This window comes from Embleya sp. NBC_00888, assembly GCF_045207655.1.
Taxonomy (GTDB): Bacteria; Actinomycetota; Actinomycetes; order Streptomycetales; family Streptomycetaceae; genus Embleya.
The window spans coordinates 1,874,682-1,901,054 of record NZ_CP108785.1 but is presented as its reverse complement, the minus strand read 5'-3'; the positions used below and the strand labels follow the sequence as shown (position 1 = coordinate 1,901,054).

Annotated in this window: 19 protein-coding genes and 1 pseudogene; 15 read left to right on the top strand and 5 right to left on the bottom strand. The window is 71.9% G+C overall.

Annotated elements, in window-relative coordinates; all coding sequences use genetic code 11:
* Nucleotides 1-174: 174 nt before the first annotated feature.
* The 4 genes from OG948_RS42560 to OG948_RS42545 all read right to left on the bottom strand — a co-directional run bounded on the left by OG948_RS42560 (nucleotide 175) and on the right by OG948_RS42545 (nucleotide 4,244).
* Nucleotides 175-1,140, bottom strand: coding sequence for a LysR family transcriptional regulator (locus tag OG948_RS42560; protein WP_331770339.1), 966 nt, complete (start codon nucleotides 1,138-1,140; stop codon nucleotides 175-177).
* Nucleotides 1,141-1,423: 283 nt separating this feature from the next.
* Complete coding sequence (locus OG948_RS42555; protein ID WP_331770338.1) at nucleotides 1,424-2,872, bottom strand: DUF2252 domain-containing protein; 1,449 nt, start codon at nucleotides 2,870-2,872, stop codon at nucleotides 1,424-1,426.
* A gap of 338 nt (nucleotides 2,873-3,210) precedes the next feature.
* Nucleotides 3,211-3,903, bottom strand: coding sequence for a permease prefix domain 1-containing protein (locus OG948_RS42550; RefSeq protein ID WP_331770337.1), 693 nt, complete (start codon nucleotides 3,901-3,903; stop codon nucleotides 3,211-3,213).
* A complete protein-coding gene (locus OG948_RS42545) occupies nucleotides 3,900-4,244 on the bottom strand; it encodes a helix-turn-helix transcriptional regulator (RefSeq protein WP_331770336.1) in 345 nt (114 codons plus the stop codon). The genes OG948_RS42550 and OG948_RS42545 overlap by 4 nt, the downstream gene beginning before the upstream one ends.
* A 140-nt stretch (nucleotides 4,245-4,384) precedes the next feature.
* Between OG948_RS42545 and OG948_RS42540 the strand changes: the two genes are divergently transcribed.
* From OG948_RS42540 to OG948_RS42525, 4 genes are all read left to right on the top strand, one after another.
* Nucleotides 4,385-4,852 (top strand): DUF2269 family protein, encoded by a 468-nt coding sequence (locus OG948_RS42540; protein ID WP_331770335.1) that lies wholly within the window; start codon nucleotides 4,385-4,387, stop codon nucleotides 4,850-4,852.
* Nucleotides 4,853-5,011: 159 nt separating this feature from the next.
* Nucleotides 5,012-6,397 carry a hypothetical protein gene (locus OG948_RS42535; RefSeq protein ID WP_331770334.1) on the top strand — a complete coding sequence of 462 codons (1,386 nt, stop codon included), beginning with the start codon at nucleotides 5,012-5,014 and terminating at the stop codon, nucleotides 6,395-6,397.
* Nucleotides 6,398-6,477: 80 nt separating this feature from the next.
* Complete coding sequence (locus OG948_RS42530; protein ID WP_331770333.1) at nucleotides 6,478-7,752, top strand: MoxR family ATPase; 1,275 nt, start codon at nucleotides 6,478-6,480, stop codon at nucleotides 7,750-7,752.
* Entirely contained in the window at nucleotides 7,749-9,023 is a 1,275-nt protein-coding gene (locus OG948_RS42525) for a DUF2201 family putative metallopeptidase (RefSeq protein WP_331770332.1), read from the top strand. Before OG948_RS42530 ends, OG948_RS42525 begins: the two co-directional genes overlap by 4 nt.
* A gap of 155 nt (nucleotides 9,024-9,178) precedes the next feature.
* On the opposite strand, the gene OG948_RS42520 is transcribed toward OG948_RS42525, so the two are convergent.
* Nucleotides 9,179-14,665, bottom strand: coding sequence for a carboxyl transferase domain-containing protein (locus OG948_RS42520; protein WP_331770331.1), 5,487 nt, complete (start codon nucleotides 14,663-14,665; stop codon nucleotides 9,179-9,181).
* Nucleotides 14,666-15,190: 525 nt separating this feature from the next.
* On the opposite strand from OG948_RS42520, the gene OG948_RS42515 reads away from it, so the two are divergent.
* The 11 genes and pseudogenes from OG948_RS42515 to OG948_RS42465 all read left to right on the top strand — a co-directional run bounded on the left by OG948_RS42515 (nucleotide 15,191) and on the right by OG948_RS42465 (nucleotide 26,354).
* A complete protein-coding gene (locus OG948_RS42515; RefSeq protein WP_406300584.1) occupies nucleotides 15,191-15,373 on the top strand; it encodes a tryptorubin family RiPP precursor in 183 nt (60 codons plus the stop codon).
* Nucleotides 15,374-15,604: 231 nt separating this feature from the next.
* Nucleotides 15,605-16,654 carry a cytochrome P450 gene (locus tag OG948_RS42510; protein ID WP_331770330.1) on the top strand — a complete coding sequence of 350 codons (1,050 nt, stop codon included), beginning with the start codon at nucleotides 15,605-15,607 and terminating at the stop codon, nucleotides 16,652-16,654.
* Between the two features lie 789 nt (nucleotides 16,655-17,443).
* Nucleotides 17,444-18,199 (top strand): ABC transporter ATP-binding protein, encoded by a 756-nt coding sequence (locus tag OG948_RS42505; protein WP_331773488.1) that lies wholly within the window; start codon nucleotides 17,444-17,446, stop codon nucleotides 18,197-18,199.
* Nucleotides 18,199-19,296, top strand: a pseudogene (locus OG948_RS42500) (ABC transporter permease); the annotation flags it as partial. The gene OG948_RS42505 and the pseudogene OG948_RS42500, both read left to right, overlap by 1 nt.
* Nucleotides 19,297-19,522: 226 nt before the next feature.
* Nucleotides 19,523-20,743, top strand: a complete 1,221-nt coding sequence (locus OG948_RS42495; RefSeq protein WP_331770329.1) for an ABC transporter permease — start codon at nucleotides 19,523-19,525, stop codon at nucleotides 20,741-20,743.
* A 57-nt stretch (nucleotides 20,744-20,800) separates the two neighbouring features.
* Nucleotides 20,801-22,123: a sensor histidine kinase gene (locus tag OG948_RS42490; protein ID WP_331770328.1), complete on the top strand. Its 1,323-nt coding sequence runs from the start codon at nucleotides 20,801-20,803 to the stop codon at nucleotides 22,121-22,123.
* A gap of 239 nt (nucleotides 22,124-22,362) precedes the next feature.
* Nucleotides 22,363-22,977, top strand: coding sequence for a dihydrofolate reductase family protein (locus OG948_RS42485; RefSeq protein WP_331773487.1), 615 nt, complete (start codon nucleotides 22,363-22,365; stop codon nucleotides 22,975-22,977).
* A 148-nt stretch (nucleotides 22,978-23,125) separates the two neighbouring features.
* A complete protein-coding gene (locus OG948_RS42480) occupies nucleotides 23,126-23,290 on the top strand; it encodes a hypothetical protein (protein WP_331770327.1) in 165 nt (54 codons plus the stop codon).
* 279 nt (nucleotides 23,291-23,569) lie between these two features.
* Entirely contained in the window at nucleotides 23,570-24,766 is a 1,197-nt protein-coding gene (locus OG948_RS42475; RefSeq protein ID WP_406300583.1) for a serine hydrolase domain-containing protein, read from the top strand.
* A gap of 61 nt (nucleotides 24,767-24,827) precedes the next feature.
* The gene (locus OG948_RS42470) at nucleotides 24,828-25,610 is read left to right on the top strand and encodes a hypothetical protein (protein ID WP_331770326.1); all 783 of its coding nucleotides are present in this window, start codon (nucleotides 24,828-24,830) and stop codon (nucleotides 25,608-25,610) included.
* Between the two features lie 9 nt (nucleotides 25,611-25,619).
* Complete coding sequence (locus OG948_RS42465) at nucleotides 25,620-26,354, top strand: VOC family protein (RefSeq protein WP_331773485.1); 735 nt, start codon at nucleotides 25,620-25,622, stop codon at nucleotides 26,352-26,354.
* Nucleotides 26,355-26,373: the final 19 nt, after the last annotated feature.

Below are 26,373 nucleotides of genomic sequence, written 5' to 3'. Positions count from 1 at the left end.
TATCTGCGAGCGATGGGTCGAGGTACCTGTCAACAACCCCCTGTCGCGGTGTTATGGGTGGGCCGGCGGCGCTGTGCCGCAGGTCGGTCGCGACCTTCCGCCGTGAGGCCAAGTGCCTTGTCGTTGACGGAGATTGACGGGGCGTCAGTCGACGAGGGGAGAGCCGGCACGCGATCAGTTCGCGGTTCCGTAGCCGTATCCGTCGTGCCGGGCGAGCCAGTCGACGTAGCGCGGTGCCTCCCGTACCGCCGCGGCGTGCGCGGCGCGCGCCTGGGCGGTCACCAGGGCGGCGGTCCGCGCGGCGGGAGCGTGCGGATGCCAGCCGATCAGATGCCGCCACGACAGCGGTACGCCCGCCAGCGGTACCCGGGCGATGCCGGGCGTCGCCGGCATCGTGGCTCGGCACAACCCGACGGCGCGGCCGACCTGGGCCAGGTGCACGCACGAGGCCACGTCCGTCTCGTAGATCGCCTTCGGGGCGAATCCCGCTCGGGCGCACGCGGTGGAGAAGCAGTCGCCGAAACACCCCTCGCCCGGAACCACCACCCAGGTCTCGCCGGCCAGCGCGGCAAGGTCGGCCTCCCGCTCGCCGGCGAGCGGATGGTCGAGCGCGAGCATCAGGAAGACCGGATCGTTGCCGACCTCACGCCACGCGAGACCGTCGTGGTAGGCGGGGCGGCTCTCGCCGCACGCGCCGAGCAAGAGGAAATCCAGCCGCCCGGTGGCGACCATGCCGGTCAACTCCCGGTTGGACCACGACATGTACGTGGTGACCGCGTCGGCCCGATGGCCCTCCGCGAGGCGATCCACCAGGCCGCCGAGTAACGGCCCGTGCGTTCCGCCGAGGCGGAACTTGGGGGTCACCTCGCCCCGGTTGGCGAACCGGACGGCCTCCTCCTGGAGTTCCCGGGCGGCGGGCAACAACACCCGGGCCCGGTCCAGGACCAGTTCGCCCAACGGGGTCAACGTCACGCCCTCGCGGCCGCGCTCGAACAGGGCGCCGCCCAGGGCCTTTTCGATCCGCTTGAGTTGGGTGCTGAGGGCGGGCTGGGCCAGGCCCAACACGGCGGAGGCGCGGGTCAGACTGCCCGCATCCGCGATCGCCCGAATGGTGCGCAGATGGCGCAATTCCATGTCCATGCCCGGCAAGGTACGGCCGACAGGTGGCCGCTACAAGGGACTGACACCACGTCACACGGCATCCACCACAGACCCCAAACGACCAACGGGACACCACACCCGGAATCGAACCGCCGGCCGCGCCGAGCGGCCCCCGCCGGCGCGGACAGCTACGCGCCGAGCTCTTCGACGGGAGCGACAACCGCCGCGATCGTCGCGTGCTCGGCGCGGCCCGGCTCGGCCCGGCCCGGACCGACCGGGCCGGGCACGGGCCTGGGGCAAAGTGCCGTGGATCGGCGGGACTTCAGGCGCTTTCGGCGGTGACGCGGCCGGTTTCGACGGCCTTCAGCAAAGACGCGTGGTCGCGCTCGTTCTGGTCGGCGTACGCCTCGGCGAACGTCGTCAGAGCTCGGTCGAAGCTGTCGCCGCCGCCCAGGTAGGCGGCGATGGCGATGCGGTCACCGGATCGGGCGTGGGCGCGAGCCAGGGTGGCACCGCACAGTTCGCCGAACGCGCGCATGCCCCGCGGGACCATGAGCGAGGGTTCGGCGATGCCCTTCCAGTCGCGCAACTGTCGTACGTAGAAGTCCCGTTTGCGGCCGTCGATTCCGTCGACCCGTTCCCAGCCCAGGAGCATGTCGCCGGCGGACTGCATCAGGCGCTGGCCGGCGACGACCCGCTCTCCCTCGGTGGCGGTTTCGCCGGCGCCGACGTGGGCGGCCAGTACCGACTCGTCGGCCTCCTTGGCCTGGAGGATCAACGGGTCCCCTTCGTCCCGGCCGAGCAGGAGCAGGATCCAGCATCTGGTGCCGACGCTGCCGACGCCGACGACCTTGCGGGCCATGTCCACCACGGTGTACCGGCCCAGCAGGTGTCGAAGGTCGGATCGCAGGGTGCGGCGATAGCGCTCGACCAGGTCGCCCAGTCGGCCTTCGATCGCGTCGGGATCGCCGGCCGGCACGAACTCGGAGAGCGGGGTGATCAACGGCGGCGAGGAGATGAATCGAGGCTTGCCGTCGACCTCGTGGGTGAGTTTCTCGAACGCCTGGAGGCTGTCCCGGGTACGCGCCTTGGCCAGAGCCTTGGAGAGCCGCTTGCGACCGCGCTTGTGCAACCGCCCCGACGCCAGGTCCCGCAACTGGTCGGAGTCGGCCTTGGCGTACCACACGTCCAGGTCGCCCATGGCGGCGAAGCGGCGCATCTGCTCGCGGTAGGAGCGCACGGTGGCGCGGACGATGTCGGCGCGTTCGCGGTCGGTGTACTCGTTCTCCCGTCCCGCGATGACGAGACTGGTGGCCAGCCTCTTCACGTCCCACTCCCACGGGCCGGGCAGCGTCTCGTCGAAGTCGTTGATGTCGAAGAGCAGGAGTCGCTCGGGCGAGGCCAGCAGTCGGAAGTTCAGCATGTGCGCGTCACCGCACACCTGGGCCCGAAGGCCCGACATCGGCGTCCCGGCGAGGTCGCCGGCCATGATCGCGGCGGCTCCCCGATAGAATCGGAACGGCGACTCGGACATGCGGCCGTAGCGGATCGGCACCAACTCCGGTACCCGCGAGGCCGATTGTTTCTCGATGACGTCCACCGGATCCGGCCGTTGCCGGGTCGGCGCGAATTCGGCGTGACTGGAACGGGACGCGTTCGCCCGCGCCGCCCGGCCCTTTTCGGCCCGCTCCCGGGGCGTGGCGCACGGGGCCTTGCGGGTGGCGACCTTCGGGTTCGCCCGGCGTGTGGCGGTTCCTGCCTTCGACGTCATCGCAGGGCCTCCGGGCTCGGGTCGGGATCCGCGGTGCCGATTCGATCGGCACGCGGGTGTGCGGTGCCGGAGCCTGGTGTGTGGACGGACATGGCGCTCCCGGTCCGGATCGACGATCTGGGCGAGGGCGGCACGCCGCCCTGTCCTCAGGAGACGTGGGACCGGCGGTTCGTGCGAGCCGGGTGCCTCGAACGTGTGACGGCCGTACGGCCGGGTGCCTCGAACGTGTGACGGTCGTGCCCGTGGCGGGGCGCGACACGATCACCCGAACGACGCTGCGCCACGCCCCCGCGATCGCGTCTTTCGTGTCCGCGACCACGTTTCGGCGGGTGCCGGTGTCACCCGTACGGCAGCGCGGGGGGTGTGGCGGAGAGGTGGGCGCAGTGTCGGCAGGCACGTGCCGAGTTCGCCATCACCGCGTGCGAGGCGGCGGCGAGCGTGCCGGCGCACGCGAGCAGGGGCCAATTCGTGGCCAGGAGCGAGGCGGTGGCCAGGGCGAGGGTCGTGACGGCCATGGCGACCCCGGCGATACCGGCGGCCCAGCCGACCACGAGCGGCAGCCGCTCGGGTGTCGGCAGCCGGCGGGCGAGCGCGCCGGTGGCGGCCAGGGTGGTGCCGGCCAGCAGCGCCGCGACGGTCGCGACGGCGGCCAGATGTACGGCCAACAATTGTGCCACGTGCGGCAGTTGCCAGGAGCGATCGTGGCCGGCGATACGGGCCAGGTACCAACAGGCGATCAGGAGGGGCGCGGTGAGGGCCACCGTCCCGGCGGTGTGCCGGGCCTGGGCGATGGTCAGTTCGCGCTGGCAGCTCGGCGCGATCTCCTCGACGCTGCCGAACTCGCGTACCGCCTGGTGGGCGGCGCGTGGGTGGGGCATTCCGTCGTCGGCGTGGGCGGCGGCCGTGTCGGTGAGGCCGTCGCGGATCTCCTCGATCATCCGGGCCTTGGCGCGAGCCGGTCCGCGCAGGACGGCGGTCAGGGCCGCCACATGGTCGCCGATGGGGTCGACGTGGCCGGTGCCGGCACTCATGTCGCCGCCGGCCCGGGTGCCGGGGAGGGGTTCAGGACCGAGCCGATCGCCTTGGTGAACTCGCGCCACGCCGTGCGCTCGCCGGCCAGGGTGTGCCTTCCCGCGTCGGTGAGTTCGTAGCAGCGCCGCCGCCGCTCGCCCTCGGCGTGCCAACTGCTGCTCAGCAGTCCGAGCCGCTCCAGCCGCTGGAGCGCCGGGTAGATCGTGCCGGTGCGCAGTTCGAGTGCGCCGTCGCTCCTGTGCTGTACCGCGGCGATGATCGCGTAGCCGTGCAACGGCCCCGATTCGAGCACGGCCAACAACAGTCCGTCCAGGTGCCCGCGCACCGCGTCGGTCTTCATGAGTAGGCAGCCTACCCAAAAAAGCTGTAGGCGGTGTATGTATTGGCAGGCAATATATCTACGTCGGGTGCCGGGCGCGCTCCGCTCCGCTTCGCCATGCCTTGCCCCGGTTTTCGAACATTCGAACAGGAGATCTCGCGGTGACCAAGCTGTTGTTGTCCGTGCACGTGCTCGCGGCGATCCTGGCGGTCGGATCGATCGCCGTGGCCGCCTCGATGTTCCCGCGATACGCGCTCCAGGCGTGCGGCGACGACCCGAACGGGAGGGCCGCGGCGATCGCCGCGCTGCTGCACCGCGTCTGTCGCGGCTACGCCGTGGCCGGGCTCGCCGTACCGGGCTTCGGACTCGTCACCGGCGCCGCTCTCGGCGTCCTCACCGACGCCTGGCTGATCGTGTCACTCGTGCTGACCGTGATCGCCGCCGGCGTCCTCGCCCTGGCCGTGCTCCCCGACCAGCAGCGGTTGCTCGGGACCGCCGGCGGTCCCTCCGCCGGGGAGACGGCACGCCCGATGGCGACCCGCCTGAGCATGGTCACCGGCATCTTCAACCTCCTGTGGGCGATCGTCGTCCTGATGATCGTCCGACCCGGCTCGACGACGGGCGCCTGACCTCGGGATCATCGCCGAACAGGTGTGGTCTGGAGGGGAGTTGGGGGATGCCCGAGCCGTCGGCACCTGACAGATCGGGTCCGGGGCGATAGGCTCCCCCGCGATGACCACTCATGTTGTGAACCGATTGGGGGTCCCGTCCGCGCGAAGTGAGTGCTGATGCTCACTCGAACCGCGAACAGGGATTCCCGCCTTTCCTTGTGGCTGCGCGTGCGCGAGTTCGCCGTGCCGCCCTCCATGATCGACATCGCCACCGCCCGCCGACATACCGGGGACTGGGCGGGGGCGTGCGCCGCCGCACGCGTCGATGTCGATCTCGACCTCCGCTCCGTGGCACGCGCCCACGGCCGCGAACTCGCGGCCCGGGTCCGGGACGATCTCCGCCATCTGGCTCCCGATCTGTTGCGCTGGCACATGCCGAGGATCGCCCCCGACGGGCTGCTGCGCCCGGGGCTGACCATGGCGTTGGCTCGATACGACGACCCGGATGGTGCCGGCGACGGCTCGGTGTACCTGGTGGCTCGGACTCCGCCTGCCTGGGCGGACGCCGGTCAGCGGATCAGCCTGATGGTGTGGGACGGAACGCGTCGCGCGGGCGACGCCGAACGACGCCGGTATCCGCACCCGCATCCCGACCGACGCTTTCGTCTCGACCTGCACCGTCACCTGTGGGACGCGCGCAGGAGCGGCGAACTGCGGATCCGGTCGGGGGCGGACCGGTTGCCCGCCGACGACCCCGCCGAGTCGCTCCCCGAACCCTTGCCGGCCCTGCCGGCGGGACGGAGCTGCGCGGTCGACCGGTGGGCGGCCGAGGCGGGCATCGTGCTCCGGGCCGAGGGACGATCCACCGGCACGGTCACCGTGCGGATCGGCGTGCGACATCGGCTCGCCCTGGACCTGATCGCGGACCGGGACGATGTCGGGCCGCCCGCACTGCGGATCTCGGTGGCGTCCGCCGGCGCCGCCGAATCGACGATCCTGCCCGACGCCGCGACCTGGGTGCCGCCCGACCTGGACCTGATCCGGGCCGGCGCGATCGACGTGGATCGGCTGCACCCGCTGGTCGGCGCGGCATTGGCCGCGGATCACGCGCCGACCGAGCCGTCCCGCACCGGACACCCGACGGAACCCCCGACCGGGCGACCTCGTCCGGTGGAGTGTCGGGGAGCCCGGCATCGGATCGGCCTGGTCGACGGAGTGTTGGTGCCGCTGGACCACGACCCGGCCGAGATCCGCCGCGAGGAACTGCTTGCCGCACTCACCGGTACCCCACTGCCGTGTCTGCGGGTCATCGACGAGGTGCACCGTCGTCCGGAGTGCCTGACCGGTGTCCGCGAACGCCTGGACCACGGCGACTTCGCCGGGGCGTTGACCATCGTCGAAGGCCTGCTCGGCCCCGACGCGCTGCTGCGCGCCGGCGCGCTCCGCGACGAACTCGCGACGGCCGCGCAACGACGGATCGTCTACGGGCTGTTCAGGGCCGGGCTGACCGGACCCGGACCCCGCCCGGACCGTCGTGGTCCGCGCCGCCGCCGCTCCCACTGACACCACACCACCGGTCGATGCCCCGGGGACTCCCGTCCCCGTACCGACTCGACCCATCACGAACCCGAAGGTGATCACACATGCCCACGTCCACCATGCCCACATCCACCCCGACCGCCACCGATCCCCACGCCGACCCCGCCCGCGCCTCCCAACTCGAGGTCGCCGGCGACCTGTTGGCCCTGCTGCGGGAGACCGACACCGAGCCGCGCCCCGATCTGCAACTGGAGGCGCTGACCCTGGCCGTGGCCGCCGACCTGCCCGTGCTCCTGCTGGGCGAGCCGGGCATCGGCAAGACCGCGGCGTTGACCCGGCTCGCCGAGGCCCTGGACCTGCCGCTGACCACGGTGGTCGCCAGCGTGCACGAGCCGTCCGACTTCTCGGGGTTGCCGATCGTCGGCGACGATCCCGCCGAGCAGGGCGTGCCGATGGCCCCGCCGGACTGGGCGGTGCGCCTGGTCCGGGCCGGCCGAGGGCTGTTGTTCCTGGACGAGTTGTCCACCGCGGCACCGGCCGTGCAGGCCGCGCTGCTACGCCTGGTGCTCGAACGCCGGATCGGCGCCCTGCGACTGCCGCCCGGGGTACGGATCGTGGCCGCCGCCAATCCGCGATCCTCGGCCGCCGACGGCTGGGAGCTGAGCCCACCGCTGGCCAATCGATTCGTACACCTGCAGTGGACCCACGACCACGAGGTGGTGGTCCGCGGCCTGGGCGGGGTCTGGCCCCGGGCGACCCTGCCGCTCCTGGACCCGGAACGACTCGCGGAGTCGGTGGCCTTCGCCCGCCGCGCGGTGTGCGGGCTCCTCACCACCCGCCCGGCACTGGTACACCGGCTGCCCAGCGGCGAGACCCGTCGGGGCGGCCCCTGGCCGTCCCCGCGAAGCTGGGAGATGGCGCTGTTTCTGACCGCCTTCGCGACCGCGGCCGGATCCTCCCGCGAGGTACTGTCCCTGCTGGTCAGAGGCGCCGTCGGGGACGGCCCCGGGCTGGAGTTGCTGGCCGGCCTGGACCGGATGGACCTCCCGGATCCCGAGGACCTGCTCGCCGACCCGGCGAGCGCCGTCCTGCCCGAGCGAGGGGATCTGCGCCAAGCCGTTCTCGACGGCGTCGTGGAAGCGGTCCGCAAGCGCCCGGAGAAGGCCCGGTGGGACGCGGCGTGGGCGCTCCTGGTCCGGGCGTTGGACACCGGCGCGCCGGACCTGGTGGTCGTGCCCGCGAGCACCCTGGCCGCGTTGCGGCACGAGGACTGGGACGTACCGGCGTCGATCGATCGGCTCGCCGGAGCGGTGTCGCTGTCCCGACGGGCGGACCGCGCGGCGGAGCGGGCGGGCGTCGCGACGAAGGCCGGTCGATGACGCCGGGCACGCCGGGCGGGTCGGGCCCGCCGGGGACATTGGACCTGGACAAGCTCTACGCCGCCCGGCTGTACGCCGCCCGGGTCCGGCCGTACCTGGCCACGGCGCTGTTCGCCCTGCACATCGTGGAGTCGCGGTCGGTGCCGACGATGGCGGTCGACCGGCACTGGCGGTGCTACGTCTCGGCGAGGTTCGTGGACCGCATGCCGTTGGAGGAACTCGCCGGGGTGTGGGTGCACGAGGTGTCGCACCTGCTGCGCGACCATCACGGACGCGGTGACCGGGTCGCCCGCGAGCGCGAACTGCACGGCCCGGGGGAGCGGTTGCGGATGAACATCGCCGCGGACTGCGAGATCAACGACGACGTGTTCGGCGACGGCTTGGTCCGGCCCGAAGGCGCGGTCGTGCCCGAGGCGTTGCGGTTGCCCGGCGGCGAACTCATGGAGGACTACCTGCGCCTGTTCCGGCTCGGGCCGCTCACGCAGAGCATGGTCTGGCTGGACTGCGGCAGCGGGGCCGACGGGCTGGAACGGGAGTGGGACCTGGGACCGGACGGCGCGCACGGGCTCAGTGAGCAGGAACGGGACGCGGTCCGGTTCCGGGTCGCGCAGGGCATCACGGCCCGTCCGGGGGACGCGCCGATGGGGTGGCGGCGCTGGGCGGAGGAGGCGTTCCATCCGCCGCAGCCGTGGCGGGAGTTGCTGGGAGCGGCCGTGCGTTCGGCGAGCTCCGGGTCCGGCGCGGGGCAGGACTACTCCTACGGTCGGCCGGCGCGGCGCTCGGTCGGCCTGCCCGGCGTCGTGCTGCCGAGTCTGCGGCGCAGGCCGCCTCGGGTGGCCGTGGTCATCGACACGTCCGGGTCGGTCAGCGACGCCGAACTGGGCAGCGCGCTCCTGGAGGTGGCCGCGATCTCCCGTGCCGTGGGCGGCCGTCGGGACATGGTCACGGTCGTGCCGTGCGACGCGGCGGCCGACATCGCCCGCTCGTTGTGCCATGAGGAGGGCCTGGCGCTGATCGGCGGCGGGGGTACGGACCTGCGCGCCGGCTTCGCGAAGGCGCTGCGCACCCGGCCCCGACCGGACGTCGTGGTCGTGCTGACCGACGGGCAGACACCGTGGCCGGCCGCGCAACCGCCGTGCCGGACGGTGGTGGGCCTGTTCCCCCGGCAGCGGAGATCGTCCCGGTACGAGAACGATCCCGACTACGTGTCGAACACCCCGCCCGAGTGGGCGCGCGTGGTGGTCATCGATTCGGGATCCGGCGCCCGGTGAGCGGACCCGGGACGGCGTACCGATCCCGTCCGGGCCGTCGCCGGCCCGTCGTCGACGACGGGTGCGGGCGAGGCCGCCGCCGGATGGCAACGGCCTCGCCCGCAAGGGTGGTGATCGCCTCGGATCGGCGCCGTCGAGCGGCACCGATCCGACGGTCAGCGCGCGATGCCGTCCTCGATGGCCTCGATGATCCGCGGGCGCAGTTCGGCGGCGCTGATGATCGCGTCCACCGAACCGACCTCGACCGCACGCCGGATGCTGTGCACCCGGTCGAACTCGGCGGCGACCTCGCCGAGTTTCTCCGCCCGGACGGCGGACTGGGTCTCGGCCAGCAGCGCGTTGAGCGCGGCGCGCTCGGCGCCGCCGGCCGCCGAGACCCGGGCCTGCAGCCCGGTCACCCGCGGGTCGGTCGCGGTGCGGTTGTTGACCTCGCCGGAGAAGACGACGGCCGCGGCCGGGGCGCCGCCGAGCACGGACGCGAACGAGCCCTCCAGGGCCAGCACGGTCATGTTCGGGTTGAGTGCCTTGGAGAAGACCACGAACGCGCCGCCGTGGTAGCGCGAGATCACGCAGAACACGATCGGGCCGTCGAAGTTGACGATGGCGCGGCCGATTTCGGCGCCGTACTCGAGCTGGACCTTGCGCATGGATTCCGGTGATCCGTCGAACCCGGAGAGGTTGGCCAGCACCACGAGCGGCCGGTTGCCGGAGGCGGCGTTGATCGCCCGGGCGGTCTTCTTCGAGGACTGCGGGAACAGGGTGCCGGCGGTGTAGGTGTCCGGACCGTCCGTGGGCGGGAAGCCGCGTCGCGGCACCGGCCGCGACTCGATGCCGATCAGGCAGACCGGCCGCCCGCCGATGTGCACGTCCTGCACCGCCGCGGTGTCCGCGTCGGCCATGCCCGCCCAGCGCTCCAGCACCGGGTGGTCCTGGTCGGAGAGCGCGCGCATCACGGTCCGGATGTCGAACGGCTTCTTGCGGTCCGGGTTGTGCTCCGCGGAGAAGATCTCGCCGACGGTGGCGAAGTCGCTGTCGGCGATCGTGTGCGGGAAATCGCGGACGTCGCGGTCGGACGGGTCCTTGGTGACCGCCTTGCGGGGCGCGCTCTCGCCGGGTACGACGTAGGTGTGGTCGTAGTGGGCCATCAGGACGTCGCGGGCGGCGGCGAGGTCGGGTGCCCAGTACTGGGCCTGGCCGTTGGGGCCCATCACGCGGTCGTAGCCGCCGATGCCGAAGTTGTCCTCGGCGGAGACGCCGCCGGAGAAGTCCAGCGACTGCTTGCCGGTGAGCACCATCGCCGAGTCCGGGGTCATCACCAGGATGCCCCTGGTGTGCATGAGCATCGTCGCCTCGGCGTTCCAGTACGGCTGCGCGCCGACGGTGATGCCCGCGACCACGATGTTGATCTCGCCGCCGTCCTGGGTGAACGTCACGATCCGCCTGAGCGCCGCGGCCACCCAGTCCATGTTCTCGGTGCCCGAGGTCATCGAGATCCGCGCACCCGCCGACAGCGCGAACCACTCCAACGGGACCCGCATGCGCTCGGCCAGGTCCAGCGCGGCGATCACCCGACGGCACTCCGGCTCCGACAACGCACCCAACGCCTTCGTCGGATCACCGAGCAACACGACACGGGTCACACCCTCCGGGTGCCGCTCGGTGCGCGTGGCGACCACCCCAGCGACGATCGCCGCAGTGTTGCCGCCCCGAAGCCGATCCACCGGGACCAGCGCACCGTGCTCGTCGAGGTCGTGCTCGACGAAGCCGCCGTCGGTCCCGGCGAGCAGGCCGGTCAGTTCGTACGGGTAGACGTTGCCGCGTCGGGCCGCGCGCAGCACCTTCTGCCGGTACTCGTCCAGCGGCAACACCGGTTCCGTCGACGGCTCGCCGACGTGCACGCCCGCGCCGTGGCCGGGGTCGAGGGTGATCCGTACCGCGACCTCGGTCATTTCGCCCGCGCTCGTGCGCCGACGGGCCAGGAACTGGACCTCCTCCAGTCCGGCGCCCGCCGTGGTCGGCAGGATGCGCTGGACCAGCGTGTCGAGTTCCTCGGTGGTCACATCGGTCGACGGCCAGACGTACATCATGATCCGGTTGGTGTCGAACCGCTTGTTCTGCGGGCGCTGCGCCTGGATGTTGCGGATCGCGTCCATGCACGCGGTGACCGCGTCCTCCACCGCGGGCAGCGCGACCAGTCGGCCGTCCGCCTCGCGCAGCGGCGTGAGGTCGCGGATCTGGCACATCGCGAACAGCCGTTCGTCGGCCGGGTTGCTCTTCGCGACGGCCTTGAACAGGTGGATCTCCTCGTCCGCGGTGGGCAGCCGGGTGAGGTCGAACTCGCGCAGCCGCTCCAGTTGCAGGCGTCGCGCGATCTGCGGGTGCAGGCCGCGGATCAGTCGGTCCTCGGCGAAGCCCGCGCCGTCCGGACGGAAGGTGAAGTGGTGGTGCATCACCGCGCCGCCGGCGCCCACCACGGTCGTGGTGATCCGGGCGACGCCCGCGGGCAGCGACTGCCCGGCCAGGACCTCGCCGAGCCGCGCCGCCATCGTGTCGGCGTCCGGCTGGTCCTCCCAGGTGACGTACAGGTCGGCGACCAGGCCGCGTTCGGCGACGTCGGCGGCGAACGCGCCGACCGCGCCGATGGCGTCGGGCAGTGCGGCGATGTCGACGGCGGTGGTGACCAGGCGGGTCACCCGGCTGGTACCGGTGTGCTCGGCGGTGACGAACCGGCAGCCGGCCCGCTCCGACGCGGTGACCTCGGACAGTCCACGGTTGCCGTAGTAGCGCCGGGTCAACACCTCCAGCAGCGGCCCGTGATCCCACCCGGGCCGCCCGCTCCGCCGGCCGATCAGCCGCACCAGCGGCTCGGCGACGGCCACCATGGCCTGGACGCGCTCGGCGCGGTCCGGCGCGTCCGGGTGCTCGTCCAGATGCCGCAGGTCGTTGCGCACCGCGGCGTACGCCTTCGCCCGGTTGCGGCGCAGCAGCGGCTGGGCGAACCAGCGCCACACCACGCCGCGGGCCAGGTCCGAGACCGCCGGGAAGCGCACCTGGGTGGCCTCGACCAGGCGTTCGAGGGTCAATCCGGCCCGCTCGCGCAGCGGTTCGGCCGGCGGCGCGCCGGCCAGCCAGCGGCGCAGTACCTCGGAGACGATGGCGACGTCGGTCGACATCCGCTGTTGGGCCAGGAAGATCCGGAAGACCGCGGCCTCCAGCTCCGGTGTGCGGTCCAGGTCGGTGATGCCGTAGTGCCCGAGCATGCGCCGGAGCTTGGCCTGGAAGCCCTCGGTGACGCCCGCGCGTTCGACGTCGAGGCTCTGCAGGTAGCTGTGGAAGTACTCGCGCGGGCTGTGCACCGGGCTGCCCGGCTCGACGTCGAGTTCACCGCCCGAGGTGTTGCGGCTGAGCTCCGACAGGTCGGCGAACACGGTCAGCAGGTCCACCTCGCCCGGCAGCGGCCGGCCACCGAGTTCGGCCCGTGCGACGGGATACGCGGACAGGACGCGGGCCCGGTCCTGCGGGTCGACGTCGAAGCCCAGCAGCAGGCCGCGCAGGTCGGCGAGGCCACGCTCGACCCGTTCGACGGCGGACGCGTCGATCGGCTCGGCGGGCAGGTCGATCTCGACGCTGCGCACGGCGCCCGCGGTCTCCTCGTCGGGGGCCTCGTCGGCGAGCGGCTCCAGACGCATCAGCGGCGTGCCGGTCTCGACCTGGCTGCCCACCGACACCGGGCACTCGCGTACCCGGGCCCGGAACGGCGCGCGCAGCACCGTCTCCATCTTCATGCTTTCCAGCACCAGGATCGGCGCGCCCGACTCGACCTTGTCGCCGACCGACAGCGGTGTCGCGACCACCAGTGCGGGGGCGGGGGAGCGGACGACACCGCCCTCGTCGCGGCTGATCCGGTGGGTGACGCCGTCGACCTCGACCAGGTGGATCGGGCCGTGCGTGGCGGAGACCAGGCGGAAGCGGTGCCCGTTGACCACGATCCGGCCGCTGTGCGCGTCGAAGCGCTCGAGCTCGACGTCCGCCGGGTGCACGTCGCCGCCGCCGGAGACGCCGACGCGGAAACGCTTGTGGCCCACGCGGGCGACACTCACGCGGTAGTCGACGCCGCGAAGCCGCAGCTCCAGCGGACGGCCGCTCTCGTGGCGCACCTGCGGACGCCCGCCGCGCGCGGTGGTCAGCAGTCGGCGGCGGCTGACCTCCTCCTCGTCCCGGTAGGCCTCGATCGCGGCCGCGGCCAGGGCGACCGCGGAGTGCCGGTGGGTGACCAGACGGCCCTGGGCACGGACACGGTCGATCCAGCCGGTGTCGGCACTCGCGTCGATCACCTCGGGCTGGTCGAGCAGGTCGATCACGAAGCTCTTGTTGGTCGCGCCGCCCTCGATGATCACGGTCGTCTCGGCCATCGCCCGGCGCAGTCGGCCCAGTGCCTGCTCGCGGTCGCGGCCGTAGGCGATGATCTTGGCGATCATCGAGTCGAAGTCGGCCGGGATGGTGTCGCCCTCGCCGACGCCGGTGTCCACCCGGATGCCGGGGCCGGCGGGCAACACGAGCCGGGTGATCCGGCCGGGTGAGGGGGCGAAGTCGCGGTCCGGGTCCTCGGCGTTGAGCCGCGCCTCGACGGCGTGGCCCGCCTCGACCGGGCGGGGGCCCTCCAGCTTCCCGCCGTTCGCCACGTGCAGTTGCAGGCGGACCAGGTCGGTGCCGGTGGTGATCTCGGTGATCGGGTGCTCGACCTGGAGGCGGGTGTTGACCTCGAGGAACGCGAACAGCTTCTCGTCGGGGTGGTAGAGGAACTCGACGGTGGCCGCGCCGCGGTAGTCGACGGCGAGCGCGAGTCGCTCCGCCGACGCCTTCAGCTCCGCGATCTGCTCGGGGTTCAGGATCGGGGAGGCGGACTCCTCGATGATCTTCTGGTTGCGTCGCTGTACCGAGCAGTCGCGGACGCCGAGCGCCCACGCGGTGCCCTGCCCGTCGGCGATGACCTGGACCTCGACGTGCCGGGCACCGGTGACCAGGCGCTCCAGGAACATCACGCCGGAGCCGAACGCGCGCAGTGCCTCCTGGCCGGTGCGCGCGTAGGCGTCGGCCAGGTCCGCACCCGAGGCGACCATGCGGATGCCGCGCCCGCCACCGCCGGCGGTCGCCTTGAGCATCAGGGGGTAGCCGATCTCGTCGCCGGCGCGCAGCGCGTCCTCGAGGGTGGCCACCTCGCCGCGACTCCACGGCGCGACCGGGACGCCGACCTCCTCGGCGATCAGCTTCGCGCCGATCTTGTCACCGAGCCGGCGCATCGCCTCCGCGCTCGGGCCGACGAACGCGACGCCGATGCGCTCGCACAACTCGGCGAACGCCGGGTCCTCGGCCACGAAGCCCCAACCGACCCAGGCGGCGTCCGCCCCGGTCTCCACCAGCGCCCGCTCCAGGACGGCATGGTCGAGGTACGGGCGCGCCGAGGCCGGGCCCAGCGGGTAGGCGACGTCGGCCTCGCGCACGAAGGTCGCGTCGCGGTCGGAGTCGGTGTACAGGGCGATCGTCTCGACCCGCGTCCCGGTTTCCGCCGACAGATCCCGGACAGCGTGGATGAGCCGCATGGCGGCCTCTCCACGGTTGACGATGGCGACACGACTGAACACCGCTTGATCCTCCCGAATACCCACGCACAGAAGGCGACGTCCCGGTCCCGGAGCGCCGCCTCCACCTACTCCCAGCCTGTCCGATGAAGGCCGGGTACATCAATGTGCCGCTCCACGCATCCCGGCGCCGCTATGTTGTGGGAATCCTACAAAAAGCGATCCCGGCCGGCGCATCCGGCGGCCGTCTTACGCAAGGCCTACCACAAACACAACCGCACGTCGGCACGTGTGCGGTCGGCGGCCCGGCCTCCCGGCCCTCGGTGCGGGCCCGGCCGACGCGGCGTGCCCGTCGTCGACGCGCGCGGTGTCGGTGAGTTCTTTGCCGGGAGTAGGTGTTTGCCCGGAGTATCTCTATTCGCACCCGCCTTTCGGGTCGACGGAAGATCCGCTTTCCGCGCGGGCGGCAAGATCGGCAAACGCTCGTTTTCCTGGTTTGTGTGAGGAATATGTGAGTGTTTTTGATCTGTGATCCACGTCACATTGACGTGCCTTTCGTGTCGGGGATTCACTTCCAAGGCAACGAGAATGGGAAAGTCGAATTCTCCAGCGATGGATTATCGCCCCGGCCCGCCCGAGTCACGTATGCGACTCGGCCGGTTCACAAGTCACCCGGAGGTTGTCGTGATGAAGATCGTCAACTCTTTCTCCAAGAGGTTCAGGACCGAGAAGAGCCTGAAGTCCGCCACCTGGTTCATCTGGTACAGCTGATCGGAACACGTTCGCGCATCGGATGATCGTCGAACCGCCGCGGGTCGAGCCCGCTTCCGCCGCACGATCGACACCGTCGCGGTAGCGCCGCCTCGACCCGACCGAGCGTCGGTTCGCAGTCCGATCCCGCGCCCGGTGCAGCCGTACATCCGGCCGCGCCGGGCGCGGGACGCTCGCCGTGCGGGAAGCATCGAGCCTTGTTGAGAGCGTCGAGCCTTGTGGAGAGCGTCGATGAGTCGTTCCGATACGGTCGGCCGGGCCCGGGTCACGGTTTTCTCGCCGAAGATCGAGGAACTCCTTCGCGATCGGCGCGGAGCGAAGGTTTTTCGCCTCGAGGCCGACACCGTCGGAGTCGCCGACCCGAACGTCATGGACAAACTGCTCGGGAGCAGGTCGGCCCATGAATTCGAGCGGCCCACTTTCAAGCCACTCCAGGGAAGATCTATTGCCCGGGCGGAAGCGAACGACATGCTGCACGCGATCTCGCGGGACGTCCGCGACGCATTGCAGCGGCCGGCCCCCGATTCGATCGATCTTTCCGGAATCTGGCCGCGCGCGGGCCACGCCTATCTTCGTGATCTGCTTTTCGGCCCGGAACCCGCGAGGTTTCGCCTGCTGACCGATCCCCGACTCGAAACGGCACCCGTGGTGGCCCGCGCGGCGGTCCGAGCGAGTGCGGCATGGCCCGGCAGGCCCGGTCCGGAGGCGTCCATGTCGCACCTGGCGCTCCGCACCGCCGCAGCCGCCGACGACGATCGGCACTACGCCACGGGTCTGTACCGACGAGTCGCCGCACCGGTGTGCCTGGGTGTGTCCGCACTGGTCGCCAACGCGCTCTGGCTCGGCTCGCCCTTCGACCCGGAGGCCTCGAACCGGCACATCGTGCTGGAGTCGCTCCGGTTGTTGCCCCCGTCGTGGAACATCCTGCGGGTGGCCTCCGGCGAGTTCCCCGCCCTGGACCCGCGGATCGGTCCCGGCGACGACGTGCTGCTGCTCCCGCTGCTCAGCCACCGCGATCCCGATCTGTGGGACGACCCGGACGAGTTCCGACCGCGGCGCTGGCAGGACCTGGACGTGGAGAACCAGCCGGGATTCCTCCCCTTCGGCCACGTCAACGAGCGCTGCCGAGGCCGACACCTGATCGTGCCCCTGGCCGAACACCTGCTGGAACGGATCCGTTCCGAGGGTCTCGTGGTGAGCCCGGAGCAGACCACCGCCAAGGTGCCGCTGGCCGGCCTGCTCGGAGTCACCCGGGTGCGGGTCGTGCGCCCGCGCGCCTGACCCGACGGCGCGGTCGGCGCACGCCTCGCAGCGAGCCGAACCCGGCCGGCGCGTCGGCGTCGGTGTCGGCGTCGAGCGCATGCCGCGCGTCAACTCCCAGAGCCTCTCCGGCACTTCGATCCACGTGCCCGGGAGGCTCGACGCGTTCTCCCGGGCGCCACGATGCCCGAGACGTGTTCTCCCGGCGACGCGACGCCGAAGACGCGTTCTCCGGGCGACGCGACGCCGAACGGCCGCATACCCCCACACTCGCGCGCCGCGGCCCGAGGCGAGTACCAATACCCCGGTACCGCCTGCGCGCGCAATTCTCGTCCCGCCGTACGACGGCGGGCCGGAAAAGCCCTGGCAGTGTGGAGAACACGGATCGCGGGGGCGGTTCGCTCCGTCGATCGGGCCCCCGACCACACACGTTCGACCTCGCCGTAGCGGCGCTGTCGGACCCACGAACCACCGGGGTCGACGCACAACCGGAGTGGGATCGACCCACGCCCGGTTCGGCATGCACACATCCCGTCGCCGCACGCCCCATGGCGTCGTGGGCGTTGATTTTCCCGCAGGTCGGAACCATTGGGAGGCACCATGCTCGGGCGAGGCAAACGAGGCGACCGTCGGGCGAACACGGGGCCCGTCGCGTCCCCGCGCCCGGACCGGGTACCGCCCACCGGACACCCGGGACGGCACGGCCATCCGGGATACCCCGAGTACCCCGAGCACCCCGAGTACCCCGGACACTCCCCGTACGCGGACCGGCCGAGCCGGCTCGCACCCCCGAGCCCATCCCCGCACGACATGGGCCCACCGGCCGTCCGGCTCGAAGGGGTCACCAAGACCTACGGGAGCGGTTCGCAGACGACGCACGCGCTGCGCGGCATCGACCTGAGCATCCCCAAGGGCAGCTTCACCGCGGTCATGGGCCCGTCCGGCTCGGGCAAGAGCACCTTCCTGCACTGCGCCGCCGGACTCGACAAGCCGGGCTCGGGCCGGGTGTTGCTGGGCGACGACGACCTGACCGCGATGAACGAGAACCAGTTCACCCGGCTGCGCCGTACCCGTCTGGGCTTCGTCTTCCAGGCGTTCAACCTGCTGCCCTCGTTGACCGTCGAGAAGAACGTACTGCTGCCGCTGCGACTCGCGGGCGAACGTGCCGACCGGCGACGCGCCGCCGAGGTGTTGTCCCTGGTCGGACTGCACGAGCACGCCGGTCGCCGCCCCTCCCAGCTCTCCGGCGGCCAACAGCAGCGGGTCGCCATCGCCCGCGCCCTGGTCACCCGCCCCGACGTACTGTTCGCCGACGAGCCCACCGGCGCGCTCGACAGCAGTACTGCCGCCGACGTGTTGTCGCTGCTGCGCCGGGCCGTGGACGACACCGGTGCCACCATCGTGATGGTCACCCACGACCCGGTCGCCGCCTCCTACGCCGACCGCGTCGTCTTCCTCTCCGCCGGGCACCTCGCCGGTCACCTGCACGCGCCCACGCCCGAGGCGGTCGCCGCCCGCATGGTCGCCCTGGCACAGCCGGTGCGCACGCAGGGGCGGGCCGCCTGATGCCGCGCACCAACGGCCTCGCCCGCACCTCCGTGCGGTTTCGGCCCGCGTCCTTCATCGGCTCGTTCGTCGCCTTGCTGTTCGCCGCCATGCTCGTGACGATGTGCGGGATCTTCCTGGAGAGCGGCCTGCGCGCGCACGTGCCGCCCGGCCGCTACGCCGACACCCCGATCGTGGTCGCCGGCCAGAACAGCGTGCACAAGACCTTCGGCAGCGGCGAGGACAAGGAGGAGGTCTCGGTCGCCCTGCCCGAACGGGCCCGGATCGACACGGGGCTGGCCGCGCGCATCGCCGCGGTGCCCGGCGTCGCCGCCGTCCTGCCCGACCTCACCTTCCCCGCGCAGACTCCCACCGCCGTGCTCGACGCGCACCCGTGGTCCGCCGCGCGCCTGGCCGGCACCCCGCAGGGCGGCGCGGCGCCGCGCCCCGGCGAGGTGGTGCCGACCACCGAGGCCGCGGCCCGCGCCGGCAACGGCGCCGCCCCCGGCGGCACGCTGCGGGTGAGCACGCCCTCGGGCGAGGTCGGCCTGCGGATCACCGCCGTGGTCCCGGGCCAGGGCGCCCGGCTCTACGTCGCAGACTCCGAGGCACCTCGGCTCGCCGGGAACCCGGGCAAGGTGACCGCGTTCGGCGTACTGCTCGCCGACGGCGCCTCCACCGGCAGGGTCGCCGGCGACCTGCGCAAGGCGCTGAAGGACACCGACGTCAAGGTCCGCACCGGCGACGGGCGCGGCGAGGTCGAACACCCCGGCCTGGGCGACACCAAGGAGATGCTCGTCGCGGTCGGCGGGTCCTTCGGCGGCGTCGTCGCCATGGTCTCCGTGTTCGTCGTCGCCGGCGCCACCACGCTGTCCGTGGCCCAGCGCCGCCGCGACTTCGCGCTGCTGCGCGCCGTGGGGGCCACGCCCTGGCAGATCCGCCGGATGATCTCCACCGAGGCCGGATTCGTGGCCCTGATCGCCGGCCTCGCCGGACTGCTGCCCGGGACACTGCTCGCCCGGTGGTGGTTCGACCGGATGATCGAGCGCGGCATGGTCGAGAACGGGGTGACCCTGTCGATCGGCCCGCTCCCGATGCTCGCCGCGGTCGGCGCGGGCGTCCTGTCCGCGGTCCTGGCCGGGCTCGTCGCCGCCCGGGCCAGTGCCCGTACCAAGCCCACCGAGGCACTCGGCGAGGCCGGCATCGAGCACGCCCGGGTCGGCTGGTTCCGACTCGTGCTCGGCATCGTCTCGATCGCCGGCGCCGCGGTCCTGTCCGGACTCGCGATGAAGGTCGGCGGCGATCAGGCGGTCGCGGCGGCGAGCGGCGTGATCATTGCTGTTCATGCTCGGCATCGGTCTGCTCGGCCCACTCGTCGCGCACCTGTTCGTCCGGCTGACCGGGATCCTGCTGCGCCTGTTCGGCGTCCCCGGACAACTCGCCTTCGACAACGCCCGCGCCAATTCGCGCCGGCTCGCCTCCGCGATCACCCCGATCACGCTGACCGTCGCCTTCGCGAGCACGCTGATGTTCATGTTCGCCGCGCAGGACCACTACAGCGAGAAGCAGGCCGAGGCCGCGCTGACCGCCGACCGCGTGGTCACCGGACCCGGATTCCCGGCCCGTACCGCGGGCGACGTCGCCCGCGTGCCCGGAGTCGACGCGGTGACCTCGATCCTGACCACCAGCGTGGTCATGTCCACCTCGGACCGGCTGGAGAAGTTCCCGACACAGGCGGTCGGCGGCACCGACAGCGACCTCGCCCGGGTTCTGGACCTGGGTGTACGCAAGGGCACCATCGACGCCCTGCGCCCCGGCGCCGCACAACCGCCCGGCGGCGCGGTCGCCATGGACCGGCTCACCGCCGACACCGTCAAGGCACGCGTCGGCAAGCCCGTCGAGATGCGCCTCGGCGACGGCACCAGGATCAAGCCCGTGCTCGTGGCCACCTACGACCGGGGCCTGGGCACCGCCGTCGTCACCCTTCCGCGCGCCGCCGTGGAACACCACGTAGACGCCGCCCTGGACGGCCGCCTGCTTGTCCGCTTCGCCGACGGGGCCGACCCCGCCGCCGTGGACGCCGCGCTCACCAAGGCGACCGGACAACACCCCGACACCTCGGTGTCGGACCGGGCCGGATACGCCGCGGAACGCGACCAGGCCCGCGAGACCAACAAGTGGACGAACCAGGTGATGCTGGTGATCCTGGCCGGCTTCGCCGCGATCGCCGCGGTCAACACGATGGTCGTGTCCACCCTCGCCCGACGTCGTGAACTCGGCCTGATGCGGATGATCGGCAGCACCCACGCCCAGGTGCGCGGCGTGCTGCGTGGGGAGGCGGTACTGGTCGGCGTCATCGGTCTCGCCCTCGGCCTGGCCATCGCGCTGATCACGCTCGTCCCGTTCGGCAAGGCCGCCTTCGGTGAGAGCACCCCCTACGTGCCGATCCCGCCGCTGCTCGGGATCAGCGCCGCCGCCCTGCTGCCGGCCCCACTCGCGGTCGCGCCGGTCACCCGACGGCTCCTGCGCATCGAACCGATCGACGCGGTCGGCGCCAAGGAATAGCCGGGAGGAATGGCCGGTATATTTCGCAGCACCGATCGGCAGCGAAGGAGACCGACGATGGGGTTCCAACACCCACAGGCGGTCTCGGTGGAAGCTCCCGGCGCCGGCGCCGCGGCGAGCCCGCACCCGGAGCCGTTGCCCCGGCACTGGCGCGACCTGGTGACCGTCCGGGCCGTGCGCAACGATGTGCTGATCGCGCTGTTCGCCTGCGCCGGGGACGTCCTCAACTACGTCGCGCCGGAAAGCGCCGACGGTACCGAGGTGACGCCGCTCGGGATCCTGTTGGCGGTCCTGGGCTCCGTGTTCCTCCTGTTGCGCCGGCGATACCCCGGGTGGGTCCTCACGGCCACGGTCCTCGCCCAGGTGGCCTTCCTTCTGGTGGTCACGCCGAGCTCGCACAACTACGGCGGCGCGATGGTGTTCGCGCTGTACACGGTGGCCCGCCATCGCGGGATCCGGGACACCGCGATCGCCGCCTGCGCCTGTGTGGGCGTGCAGGTCTTGCGGGCCGTGCGGATCGGGGACGGTGTGCCGGCGCCCGTCCTCGCGGACACGGCGGCGACGGTGTTGGTGGTCGCGGTCGGCATCGGCGTCGCCAAGTGGCAGAACCAACTCGCCCTCAACCGACAGTTGCTCGCGGAGCGGGCGGTGACCGAGGAACGGCGGCGGATCGCCCGGGAGTTGCACGACACCGTCTCGCACCACATCACCACGATGAACCTGATGTCCGGTGGCGCGCGGTCCACGCTCACACCCGAGCAGGAGATCGCGCGCGGCGCGCTGCTCACCCTGGAGGAGTCCGGCCGGGCGGCGCTCGACGAGATGCGACAACTGCTCGGCGTGCTGCGCGGCACCGACGCCGCCGCCGACCCGCCGTCCCGTTCTCGGCCCGGGATGGACGACATCGACCACCTGATCGCCGAGTCGGACGCGGCCGGCCTGCCCGTCGACTACGAGCAGACGGGCGAGCCGAGGCCGCTGCCGCCGGCCGCGGGGCTGACCCTGTACAGGATCGTGCAGGAGGCGCTGACCAACACGCGCAAGCACGCGGGCGACGCACGGGCGTGCGTGCGGGTGCGGTATCTCCCCGACCGGGTCGCGGTCGAGGTGCTCGACGACGGTGCGGGCGCCGCGGTGCCGGCCGGACTGGCGGGCAGCGGGTACGGCCTGGTGGGCATGCGTGAGCGGGTGGTCCTGCACGGCGGCACCTTGGAGACCGGGCATCGTCCGGAAGGCGGGTTCCGCGTCGCGGCGGACATTCCGCTGCCGCCGGTGCTCGGTCGCGTCGACGACCCGGCGCGGGGCTTCCTCGTGGCTTCCCCCGCCGGGAGCCCGAGCGAGGCCGAACCCGGCCACGACACGCGGCCGACGCGGATCTGAGGGTACGGACCGCGGTCGGCGGCGAGCGGTCGTCGAAGGCGCTCCGAGCATGCGGACCGATGCCGCTCCCGCGGGCGCGACGTGCCGCTCGCGCTCGTCGCGCCGCGCGTCGTGGCGCGGTTGCCGTCGGTTTCGCGATGTCTCGTGAAACGATCGTGAAACCGCGATGAGTTCTGCCGCCGGCGATCGTCTACCCCATGACAGAGTTCACCGACCTTCGACACACCCTGGGGACCACCATGCGGAAGATCACCGCCGGCCTGTTCGTTTCGCTCGACGGTGTCGTGGAGGCACCCGACCAGTGGCACTTCCCGTACTTCGACGACGAGATGGGCGCCGCGGTCGGCTCGATGCTGGGCACCTCCGAGACCATTCTGCTCGGTCGCAAGACCTACGACAGCTTTGCCGGGGCGTGGCCGGAGCGGGAGGCTGTCGGTGGTGAGGACGCGGCCTTCGCCAAGGTGCTGGGCGACGCGCGCAAGATCGTCGTGTCGGGGCGGAAGCTCGACTTCACGTGGCGCAATTCCGAGCAGCTCGAGGGCGAGCTCGTGGCAGCCGTCACCGCCCTGAAGAACGAGCCGGGCGGGGACATCTCGCTCAGCGGCTCGATCTCGATCGTGCGCCGGTTGTTGGAAGTCGGCCTGTTGGACGAGCTGCACCTGTTGGTGCACCCGATCGTGGTTCGCAAGGGCATGCGGTTGTTCGACGAAGGTGACGAGACCATCCCGCTGCGGTTGATCTCGTCGACGACGTTCGGGTCCGGCGTGCTCCACCTCGTCTACACCCGCGCCGACGCCGCCGGCACCGGCACGTACGAGGACGCCAAGACCCACCTGTCGCAGACGACTCGGTAACCCGCCGGCGGCGGGCGGGGCCGTCGTCGGGCACGGCGGCTCCCGCCGCCCGAGGCCGATTCGGCGACCGAGCCGGCTTCCTCGACGCGTCAGCCGTAGTCTGGAGCGCATTCGGGTCCACACGGTGGAGAAAAAACGGGGCGGGCACATGTCGGACACGCTGATGATCGTCCTTCTCGTCGCGCTCGGGCCGATCGTCGTCGGGGTCGCCTTCCTCGCTCTGCTCGGCGCCACGGTCGGACGTCGTGCCCGGGAAGGACGCCGGGCCGGTCGCTACACCTCACGGCCCGGCAACTCCTCCAGTAACTGGTGAGACACCGGGATCGGTTCCCCGCCGCGCCGGACGACCGTCACCCGCACACGCCGATCACGCCTCGGGCGAGCCGCGTCCGTTGATCGACTACCGTCGGACCGACGGGAATTCGAGGGCCGACGGGATCGGGTGTGCGTACTCCGTGTTGCCTCGGTCCGGTGGGCCGACATGTTCGGCGAGCCTTCGACGTCCCGGCCGAGAATGTTCGAAGAGCATGGGAGCAACATCTTGCGACGCATTTTACGAACACGCACCGCGGCGGCAACCGCACTGCTGGCCGTGGCTGTTACCGTCGGCCCCGCGGCGGCGGCCGAGGTATCGGGCCCGGAGGCGGCCGGCTCGTCGCGGTCCCAGGGCACGGCGACCCTCCCGGCACCGGACCTCGCGGGATTGCGCGACGTGCTGACCCGGACACTCGCGGCCGGTGCTCCCGGGGCGATGACCCGGATCGACGACGGTCGCACCGTGTACCGCCAGACGGCGGGCGTGAGCGACACCGCGACCGGCGCCGGCATGGACACGAACGCGCGGTTTCGCATCGGCAGCGTGACGAAGACCTTCTCCACCGTCGTGCTCATGCAGTTGGTCGGTGAGGGCGTCGTCGACCTGGACGCGCCCGTCGATCGCTACCTGCCCGGCGCCCTGCCGGACACCCGGATCACCGTGCGTCATCTGCTCACGCACAAGAGCGGGCTATGGGACTACTCGAACGACATGTTCGCCCGAACCGTCCCGGGCTTCGAGGCGGTGCGCAACAAGGTCTTCACGTACGACGAACTCATCGCGCTGTCCACCGCGCATCCCGCGACGGCCGTGCCGGGCACCACCTACCAGTACTCCAACAGCAACTTCGTGGTCGTCGGGGCCTTGATCGAGAAGCTGACCGGCGGCACGGTGCAGCAGGAGTACGAGCGACGGATCATCGGCCCGCTGCACCTGCGGGACACCCGGTACGTGCACCCGGCGACCGGCATCGCCGGCAAGGGCATCCGCGGCTATCTCACCCCGGACGAGGCGGGCGCGCCGCTGGTGGATTCGACCGAACAGACCGTCTCCTGGGCCCAGTCGGCCGGAGCGATGATCTCCAGCCCGGGCGACCTCGACCGTTTCGTGTCGGCACTGCTGGGCGGCCGACTGCTGCGCGCCGACCTCCTGGACCAGATGGTGCAGATGACGCCCAGCGACACCTCGGGGACCCGCTTCTACGGTCTGGGCCTGCGCCGACGGGATCTTTCCTGCGGCATCTCGGTCTACGGGCACACCGGGACCGTGCAGGGCTACTACACCTACGCGTTCACCACTCGTGACGGCCGACGCAGCGTCACCTCGGTGGCCAACGTCACCAACAACGGCACCGTGAACACGATCCTGGGCGACACCCTGGAGTCGGCGTTCTGCGGCAAGGCGCCCGCGCCGCGCGCGCTCGTCGGCCGAGTGCCGCTGCCCGAGGACGAGGCGGCCGCTCCGGTCGGGTGACGGCGGGTCGACCCCGCACCGTGCGGTGGGGCCGGTCCCACCCGGGACCGGCCCCACCGTCGTGGAATGGGACATCGCCACCCGGACCGCCGCCAGGACGATCGCGGGAGCCGGCGGGAACCACCTCGCGATGCACCCGGACGGACGCATGTTGATCACCGGCCGAGGCCAAGTGGTCGGCCTGCCCTCCGGCGAGCCGATCCGGACCGCGCGCAGCCCCGGCAAGACCTCCGCGTTGGCGTTCAGCGCGGGCGGACGCCTCATCGCCGTCGGCGAGTTCTCCGGCAGTGCCATCGTGTGGGACGGCGGGCTCCGGCGCCGGCTCCGCGTGCTCACCGACCCGAACACCGGGACGTGCCGGTATGTTTCGGCCCCGGCCTTCTCTCCGGACGGCCGAGTCCTGGCCGTCGCGGGCGACGAGGGCTCACTCGGGCTGTGGGACACGGCGTCCGCCCAACCGATCGGGGTGCCGCCGGCGACCCCGGGGGACGTCATCCACGCGCTGTCGTTCAGCGCGGACGGCGACACGCTGTATGCCGCCGGACAACACGTGCCGATCCAGAGTTACCGGATCGGCGTCGACGACGTCGCGGCGACCGTGTGCCGGCGGGCCGGTGCCGGACTGCCTCGGGACGACTGGAACGACTACATCCGCGGCACGTCCTACCGTCGCACGTGTGACCCCACCGCCCCCACCGCACCGGCGCGGTGGGATCCGACATCGGCCGCGCCCTCGCCGGCCGTCGGATCGGCGCCGCCGGCGCCCGCCACGAGGGGCAGTCGTCGGGCGAACGCCCTTCGGGCGGGCGGCCGTCGGGCGAGCGGACGCCATCGGGCCGGCTAGGCTGGGCGGCTGGGCGAGAACACCGTTCCGATCCTGCCGTGCCGGACCATCCGACCCATCGTCGACTTCTATGCGGCACTCGGATTCGAGACGACCTACCTCCAGAAGAGCCCCAATCCCTACGCGGTCGTCGAACGCGGTGACATCGAGCTCCGGTTCTTCGGGATGAAGCAGTACGAGCCGGCCGAGTCGTACAGTACGTGCTACATCCACACCGAGGACGTGGACGGCCTGTACGAGGCGTTCCGGGCCGGCCTGAAGGCGACGTACGGACGGATCCCGACCCGCGGGCTGCCACGCATCGGGCCACTGAAGGAAATGTCCTACGGGGTGCGGCAGTTCCTCGTCACCGATCCGGGTGGCAACTGCCTCCGCATCGGGCAGCCGACCAGCGGGGAGCAACACCATCGTCCCGCCCCCGAGGAGACGTTCGCCCGGGCGCTGCATCATGCCTCGTTGTTCGCGGACTCCAAGGAGGATCCGGCGGGTGCCGCGAGGATCATCGACCGAGTACTGGACCTCCCGGACGAGCGGCCCACCCCCGCGCAACTGCTGCGCCTGCTCGTGCTGCGTGCGGATGTCGCCGGGCGGCTGGGGGACGAGGAGACCGCCGCGGCCGTGCTCACGCGCGCCGAGCAGGTACAACTCGGCGCCGAGGAGCGGGAGTCCGCGAAGGACGACCTCCGGAGGTTGGCGGATCTGCGCGACCGGACGGTGCCGGAGCCGCCGGACTCGTCCGGGTGAGCGCGGGCGGCCGGACCGC